The sequence below is a fragment of the Mycobacterium sp. P4_H6 genome (assembly GCF_056400845.1).
Window position 1 is genome coordinate 68347 of record NZ_JBFUKN010000027.1, and the last position, 7820, is coordinate 76166.

At 66.1% G+C, this 7820-nt stretch carries 5 protein-coding genes; 4 read left to right on the forward strand and 1 reads right to left on the reverse strand.

What is annotated here, in order from left to right:
- Positions 1-58: 58 nt before the first annotated feature.
- Together AC1DTF_RS13785 and AC1DTF_RS13790 are read left to right on the forward strand one after the other, a co-directional pair.
- A complete protein-coding gene (locus AC1DTF_RS13785) occupies positions 59-1402 on the forward strand; it encodes an SCP2 sterol-binding domain-containing protein (protein ID WP_477474451.1) in 1344 nt (447 codons plus the stop codon).
- Positions 1403-1460: 58 nt separating this feature from the next.
- Positions 1461-2417, forward strand: a complete 957-nt coding sequence (locus tag AC1DTF_RS13790; protein WP_477474460.1) for a PDR/VanB family oxidoreductase — start codon at positions 1461-1463, stop codon at positions 2415-2417.
- Here AC1DTF_RS13790 and AC1DTF_RS13795 read toward each other — a convergent pair.
- Positions 2414-2884 carry a winged helix-turn-helix transcriptional regulator gene (locus AC1DTF_RS13795; protein ID WP_477474452.1) on the reverse strand — a complete coding sequence of 157 codons (471 nt, stop codon included), beginning with the start codon at positions 2882-2884 and terminating at the stop codon, positions 2414-2416. The genes AC1DTF_RS13790 and AC1DTF_RS13795 overlap by 4 nt on opposite strands.
- Before the next feature lie 104 nt (positions 2885-2988).
- Here AC1DTF_RS13795 and car point away from each other — a divergent pair, with 104 nt between their 5' ends.
- The gene (gene car, locus AC1DTF_RS13800) at positions 2989-6501 is read left to right on the forward strand and encodes a carboxylic acid reductase (protein ID WP_477474453.1); all 3513 of its coding nucleotides are present in this window, start codon (positions 2989-2991) and stop codon (positions 6499-6501) included.
- A gap of 15 nt (positions 6502-6516) precedes the next feature.
- A partial coding sequence (locus AC1DTF_RS13805) for a DHA2 family efflux MFS transporter permease subunit (RefSeq protein WP_477474454.1) occupies positions 6517-7820 on the forward strand: 1304 nt, incomplete at its 3' end.

Consider the following 7820-nt stretch of genomic DNA (forward strand, 5'->3'; position numbering starts at 1 on the left):
TCACTTGATTTTCTTGTCTCTACTGTGGATCATCACTGTTGACGACGAAGGAGGCCTTATGGCCAAACCCAACAAGCTCGAAGACCATCCGAATGTGATCGCGGTGCGGCAGCGCGATCACGCCAGAATCCCCGCCCAACCGCTCGACGAGTCCTGGCTGCGTCAACTGTGTCTGGACGCAGGCGCCGACGACGTGGGTTTCGTACACATCGATCGCCCTGAAATCGCGGATCAACGACCGGATCTCAACGCGGCACTCCCGGGTGTCAAAGTGCTGATCAGCTATGTCTGTCGCATGAACCGGGAGAGCATTCGCACCCCGGCGCGCTCGGTGGCCAACCTCGAGTTCCACCACACCGGCGACCACTGCGACGATGTCGGCCGCACCGTGGCGAGCAAGCTGGAAGCGATGGGTGTCCGCGCGATCAACCCCTCCATGGGATTCCCCATGGAAATGAACAACTTTCCCCGCAAAACATGGGTCGTCAGCCACAAGCCGGTGGCGGTGGCGGCGGGCCTGGGAAAGATGGGGATTCACCGCAACGTCATCCACCCCACCTTCGGGAACTTCATCCTGCTCGGCACCGTGCTCATCGACGCGGAGGTCAGCGACTACTCCGCACCGATCACCTACAACCCGTGCCTGGAATGCAAACTCTGCGTCACCGCCTGCCCCACCGGAGCGATCGCCGCCGACGGACACTTCGACTTCTCGGCCTGCTACAGCCACAACTACCGCGAGTTCATGGGCGGCTTCACCGACTTCATCGAGGACGTCGCCGACAGCAAGGATGCAGGCGACTTCCGTTCGAAGGTCACCGCCAACGAGTCGGCGTCCATGTGGCAGAGCTTGTCCTTCGGCGCCAACTACAAGGCCGCCTATTGCATGTCGGTGTGCCCCGCCGGCGAGGACGTCCTGGGGCCCTGGCTCGATGACCGCAAGAAGCACCTCACCGACGTGGTACGCCCCTTACAAGCCAAAGAAGAACCCGTGTACGTCATCGAAGGATCCGACGCCGAAGAGTTCGTGACGAAGCGCTATCCACACAAGACGGTGCGTCATGTCGGTCAGACGTTGCGGGCCACGAGCATCGACGGTCTGGTCGAAGGCCTGCCGATCATCTTTCAGCGCGAGCAGGCGAAAGGCGTATCGGCGCGCTACCACTTCACCTTCACCGGGTCCGAGCCGCGCAAGATCACGGTGACGATCGGGGACCGAGAACTCGATGTCGCCGAGGGGCACCACGGTGCGCCCGACATCCACGTCACCGTCGACTCGGACACCTGGATCCGTTTCCTGAACAAACAAGCGTCCCTGCCCTGGGCGCTGGTGCGCCGCCGCATCACGATCAAGGGTTCACCCCTGCTCCTGCGCACTTTCGCGCGCTGCTTCCCCACCTGAGTGCGCGCGCAGCCGTTCCCACATCGACCACCGCGGACAAGGAGAGCCGGACATGAACATGTTCTTCGTCGACACCGAGCACGACCTCGTGGTGCAGAGCAAGTCAGTGGTCGCAGACGATGTCGTCATGCTGACCTTGCGCGATCCGCACGGTCGACCGGCACCCACGTGGAAGCCGGGCGCCCACATCGACCTCGTGCTGGACGAGGGGCTGGTCAGGCAGTACTCGCTGTGCGGGGATCCCGCAGATCGATCCAGCCTGCAGGTCTCGGTGCTGCGGTCGCCCGACAGCCGTGGCGGATCGCGCCAGGTGCACGACGAACTGGTCGAAGGCCAGCAGATCCATATTCGCGGGCCACGCAACAACTTCGAGTTCGTCAGAGCGAGGCGCTACCTGTTCATCGCCGGTGGGATCGGGATCACCCCGATGCTCCCGATGATCGCGGCGGCCCACGCACAGCGAGCCGACTGGCGCCTGGTCTACGCGGGTCGCACCCGAGCGTCGATGGCGTTCCGCGAGGGATTGCAGCGCACCTACGGCAAGCGGGTGCAGATACGTCCGGCCGATGAGTACGGACGCCTGGATCTCACGTCGCTGCTCGGGCGCCCGAAGAAGCGGACTGCGGTGTACTGCTGCGGTCCGGAACCCCTGCTCAACGCCGTCGAATCCGCCAGCGCGAACTGGCCGGAAGGGGCACTACACCTGGAGCGCTTCGCGCCGAAGACAAGCCAGGGCACCGATACCGACCGCACATTCGAAGTCGAACTCTCCCTATCCGGCGAGACGGTGACGGTGCACGCGGACATATCCATCCTCGATGCCGTCGAAGACGCGGGAGTGCCGATGATGTCCTCATGCGAAGAGGGCGTCTGCGGCACCTGCGAGACAACAGTGTTGTCCGGGTCGGTCGATCACCGCGACTCGATTCTCAACGCCACCGAACGCGAGGCCGGTGACACGATGATGATCTGCGTCTCCCGCGCACGTGGTGACCGGCTGGTCCTCGAACTCTAGGCCGGACCGGCCTCGATGTCCGACGCCGATACCGAATGACCTGCACCACAGCGAATTTCGACATCGATCGGCGCGCCGCACTCCGCGTGTGTCAGCTTGACCCGTCCTCCATCGGCGCGGACCCAGCGGTCACCCCAGCGCATCAAGGCCAGCAGCGCAGGCCCGAAGTCCTCGCCCTTCTCGGTGAGGTGGTACTCCTCGCGGCCGCGCTGGCCGGGTTCGTGGTACGGCCGCTTCTCCAGCAGCCCCTCCTCCACGAGCTCCCTCAGCCGGGTGGCGGTGATCTTCTCGCTGAGCTTGGCCCGCCGGGAGAACTCCTCAAACCGGTGCGCGCCGTAGAACGCCTCCCGCAACAGCAACAGGCTGGCGCGTCGCCCGACGACATCCAGCGCCGCCGCAACGGAGCAACCGTCCGCCGACCAGGCATCACGGTCGGTGAGCCGGCCGGTGAGTGTCATGGAGGTCATAACGGCCATGGTGCCAGCTGACTTGCCTTCAGTAAAGTCAGACGCCTAGGGTCTGACTAGACAAAGGCACAGCCAGAGGGTGTGGCTCGAGCACAGGAGATCGCGTGACCGCTGGAACACCGACCGCAACCGCGGTCGACGCCGACCCACAACTGCAGGCGGCCGTTCCGCGTCCCGATGTGCTCGGCGCAGCGCGTCGCCCCGGGTTGCGGTTGTCGCAGGTACTTCAGACCCTGGCCCAGGGATACTCCGATCGTCCGGCACTGGGCACCAGGGACCGCGAGACGGTCCGCGACGAAGCCGCCGGTAGCAGCGCCACCCGATTACTCCCCGCGTTCACCACCGTGTCCTACGGCGAGCTCTGGTCCGATGTCCGCGCCGTCGCCGGCGCGTGGCACCACGACCACCGTGATCCCATCCGGCCGGGTGATTTCGTGGCGGCCATCGGTTTCTCCAGCGCCGACTACCTCACGATTGACTTGGTGTGCGGCTACCTGGGGCTGGTGTCGATACCGCTGCAGCACAACGCCACGTCATCTCGGCTAGCACCCATCCTCGACGAGACCAGGCCGCGGGTACTCGCGACCGGTGCGGCCTATCTCGACCTGGCCGTGGAGTCGGCGCTCGGAGTGCGCGAATTGTCACGGATGGTCGTCATGGATTACCGCGCCGATGATGTGCAGCACGCCGAAAGCCTGCAGCACGCCCGGGACACATTCTCGGCCGCGGGGATGGACGTCATCATCGAAACCCTGCCTGAGCTCATCGCGCGGGGCAAGAATGCCCCCGAGGCCCCGATCTACACCGATGGATCCGACGACCGGCTGGCGATGATCCTCTACACCTCCGGCAGCACCGGCACCCCTAAAGGTGCCATGTGGACCGAGCGGATGGTCGCCACGCTGTGGACGATTCCCACGAAATCGACCGAGTCGGCGGTGATCAACGTCAACTTCATGCCGCTCAACCACCTCGGAGGACGGCTGCCGCTGTCGGCGTCGTTCCAGACCGGCGGCACCAGCTACTTCGTCGCCGAGAGCGACCTGTCGACACTGTTCGAGGATTGGGCGCTGGCGCGACCCACCGACCTGGGCCTTGTTCCCCGTGTCGTGGACATGCTCTACCAGCGCTACCAACAGATCAGGGATCGACTGCTGGCGGGCGGCGCCGACCCTGACGTCGCCGAACAGCACGCCAAGACCGAGATCCGCGAAAAGCTGCTCGGCGGACGGGTTCTCGGTGGGTTCGTCAGTACTGCCCCGCTGGCCGCGGACATGCGATCGTTCCTGGAATCGACTCTGCAGGCCGACCTGGTGGACACCTACGGGTTGACCGAGATCGGCGCGGTCACCACCGACGGTTACGTGGTGCGGCCGCTGGTCATCGACTACAAGCTGATCGACGTCCCGGAGCTGGGCTATTTCAGCACCGACAAACCCCACCCTCGGGGCGAGCTGCTGGTCAAGAGCGCCGCCGCCATGTCCGGTTACTATAAGCGCCCCGAGCTCACCGCCGAGGTCTTCGACGCCGACGGCTATTACCGCACCGGCGATGTCGTGGCCGAGATCGCACCGGATCGGCTGGCCTATGTCGACCGCCGCAACAATGTCATCAAACTGTCCCAGGGTGAGTTCGTCGCAGTGGCCAATCTGGAAGCCATTTACGCCGGCGCCCCACTGATCCGGCAGATCTTCATCTACGGCAACAGCGAGCGCCCCGGCCTGCTTGCCGTCGTCGTCCCCACCGACGATGCGTTGGCCACCTACGGCGGGGCCAACGCCGAACTGAAGGCGGCCGTGCGGGCCGGACTCTCCAAGACGGCCCGCGAGGCCGATCTACAATCCTACGAGCTGCCGGTCGACTTCCTGCTCGACGCCGAGCCGTTCACCTCCGACAACGGGCTGCTCTCCGGAGTGGGAAAGCTGCTGCGCCCGAAGCTCAAGGAGCGGTACGCAGCCGAGCTCGAGCAGATGTACGAGCAGCTGGATGCCTCCCGGGCAGACGAGGTGCGGGCGCTGCGGGACGCGGCGCCCCACCAACCGACCGTCGACGTCGTCGTGCAGGCGGCCGCCGCACTGCTCGGCACACCCGTCGCAGAAGTCACCCCCGGTGATCGCTTCCTGGACCTGGGCGGCGACTCGCTGTCGGCGCTGACCTTCTCGAACCTGCTGTACGAACTGTTCGCCGTGGAGACTCCCGTGGGAGTACTGACCGGGCCGACAACGACTCTGGGCGACATTGCGGACTACCTCACGAGGGAGGCCGGGGACGGGCCGTCCGCCCCAACGGCGGCCAGTGTGCACGGATCGAGCACCGGCTCGATACACGCCACCGATCTCACTCTCGACAAGTTCCTGCCGAAACCCCTTCTGGCGGAGGCCGGTACGATGCCGCCACCCGAGGACTGCGCACCCGGCGTCGTTCTTTTGACCGGCGCCAACGGTTATCTGGGTAGATTCCTGGCGCTGGAGTGGCTGCAGCGGCTCTCAGAGACCGGTGGAACACTGATCTGCCTGCTGCGCGGCGCCGACGACGACTCCGCCCGGGCACGTCTGGAGGACGTCTTCGACAGCGGCGACGCCGGACTGCTCGAGCATTTCCGGACGCTGGCCGCCGCTCATCTTGAGGTCATCGCCGGCGACATCAGCGAGCCACTGTTCGGCCTCGACCCACACATCTGGGACGGCCTTGCTCAGCGGGTCGACCTCATCGTCCATCCGGCCGCCCTGGTCAACCACATGCTGCCGTACCGACAACTGTTCGGCCCCAACGTCAATGGAACGGCCGAGGTGATCCGGCTGGCACTCAGCACGCGGCTCAAACCCGTCAGCTACCTGTCCACGGTGTCGGTCGCGATGACCGTCGAGCCCGGACGCTTCGAGGAGGACGGTGACATCCGCGAGATCAGCCCGGTGCGACCGATCGACGACTCCTACGCCAACGGATACGGCAACAGCAAGTGGGCCGGCGAGGTATTGCTGCGCGAGGCCCACGACCTGTGCGGTCTGCCGGTGTCGGTGTTCCGTTCGGGAATGATCCTGGCCCACCGCCGCTACGCCGGTCAGCTCAACGTCCCCGACATGTTCACCCGCCTGGTCTACAGCCTGCTGGTCACCGGTCTGGCACCCCGATCCTTCTACGAGACGGGCCCTTCGGGGCAGCGTGCCCGTTCGCACTACGACGGTCTCCCCGTGGACTTCGTTGCCGAAGCGATCACCGCGCTCGCCACCGCGGCCGGTCCCGGTTTCCGGTCCTACGACGTGATGAACCCGCACGACGACGGTGTGTCCCTGGACGTGTTCGTGGACTGGATGATCGACGCCGGACAAGCCATCAACCGGGTAGCCGATTACGGTGACTGGCTCAACCGATTCGACACCGCGCTGCGTGCCCTCCCAGTCGCACAACGACAGCATTCGGTGCTTCCGTTGCTGACGGCCTACAGCCGACCGGAGCGGCCGGTGCTGGGTGCGCTCGCGCCCGCGGAGGTGTTCCGGCACGCCGTGCAGCAGCAGAACATCGAAGGCGCCGACGACATTCCACACCTGTCGCGACAACTGATCGAGAAGTACGTGTCGGATCTGTTCGCAACCGGCCTTCTCCCGCAACGCGGTTGACGTCGAGGCCACGACATGACCACCTCCGCCAACACCCGGCCGGGCGCCGTCCTGGTGATCACCTCATCGGCGGCCTTCCTGGCGACGCTCGATCTGTTCATCGTCAACATCGCCTTCCCCGCCATCAGCGCTGACTTCCCGGACGCCGACTTCGGCCAGATGTCCTGGGTGCTGAACAGCTATACCGTCGTCTTCGCCGCGGTACTGGCGCTGGCCGGCCGCCTCGCCGACCGCTACGGCCACCGACGGGTCTTTCTGATCGGACTGGCGATCTTCACCGCCGCGTCCGCGGCCTGCGCGCTCGCGCCCCACCTGTGGGCGCTGGTGGCCGCCAGGACCGTCCAAGGTGTCGGGGCGGCCCTGATCACACCGACCTCATTGTCGTTGCTGCTCAACGCCTGGCCCGCCGAACGGCGCGCCAAAGCGGTCGGCACCTGGGCGTCGGTGGGAGCGGTCGCTGCCGCTCTCGGTCCGCCGCTGGGCGGACTGCTCGTCGCCGCGGGCTGGCAATGGGTGTTCCTGGTCAACGTTCCCATCGGCATCCTCACCATGGTGGCCGCGGCTCGTGTCCTCCGCGAATCCGACATCACGGCGATCGGACGACCCGATCTGCTCGGCGCTGCTTTCCTGGTGCTCGGAGTCGGTGCGCTGGCCTTCGCGTTGGTCGAAGTGCCCGAGCGGGGCTGGGGCGCAACGCTGGTCGTCACTTCACTCGCCGTTTCGCTGGTGGGCATGACCGCGGTGGTGATCCGCTCGCGCCGCCATCCGGTGCCCGCGCTGGATCTCGCAGTGCTGCGTGTCCCCGAGTTCGCGCTGGCCACCGTCATGATGCTGGCCTTCTCGTGCGGATTCGCCGGGATGCTCCTGGTCAACGTGCTGTATCTCACCTCCACCTGGGGCTGGTCGGCTCAGGCCGCCGGTCTCGGCCTTGCGGCCGGCCCGGCCGTCGTTGTCGTCGTCGCCCGACAGGCGAATCGCCTGACGGCACGGCTGGGAATCGGAGCCGTCGCCACGCTGGGCGCCCTGAGCTTCACGGCCGGTGCGCTGTGGTGGCTGTGGCGGCTCGGGCCATCGGAGAACTATCTAGGCGGCCTGTTGCCCGGTCAGCTGCTGACCGGCCTGGGAGTCGGGCTGATCCTGCCGACCCTGTCTTCGGTCGTGGGGTCCGCGCTGCCGGCACCACGCTGGGGTTCGGGTTCGTCGCTGATCAACACCGCCCGGCAGGTCGGCTCGGTACTGGGCATCGCGCTGATCGTCACCGTGGTCGGGACGCACATCGCGAGCGCCCCCACGGAGTTCGCGTCCATCCGCTCCGGCTG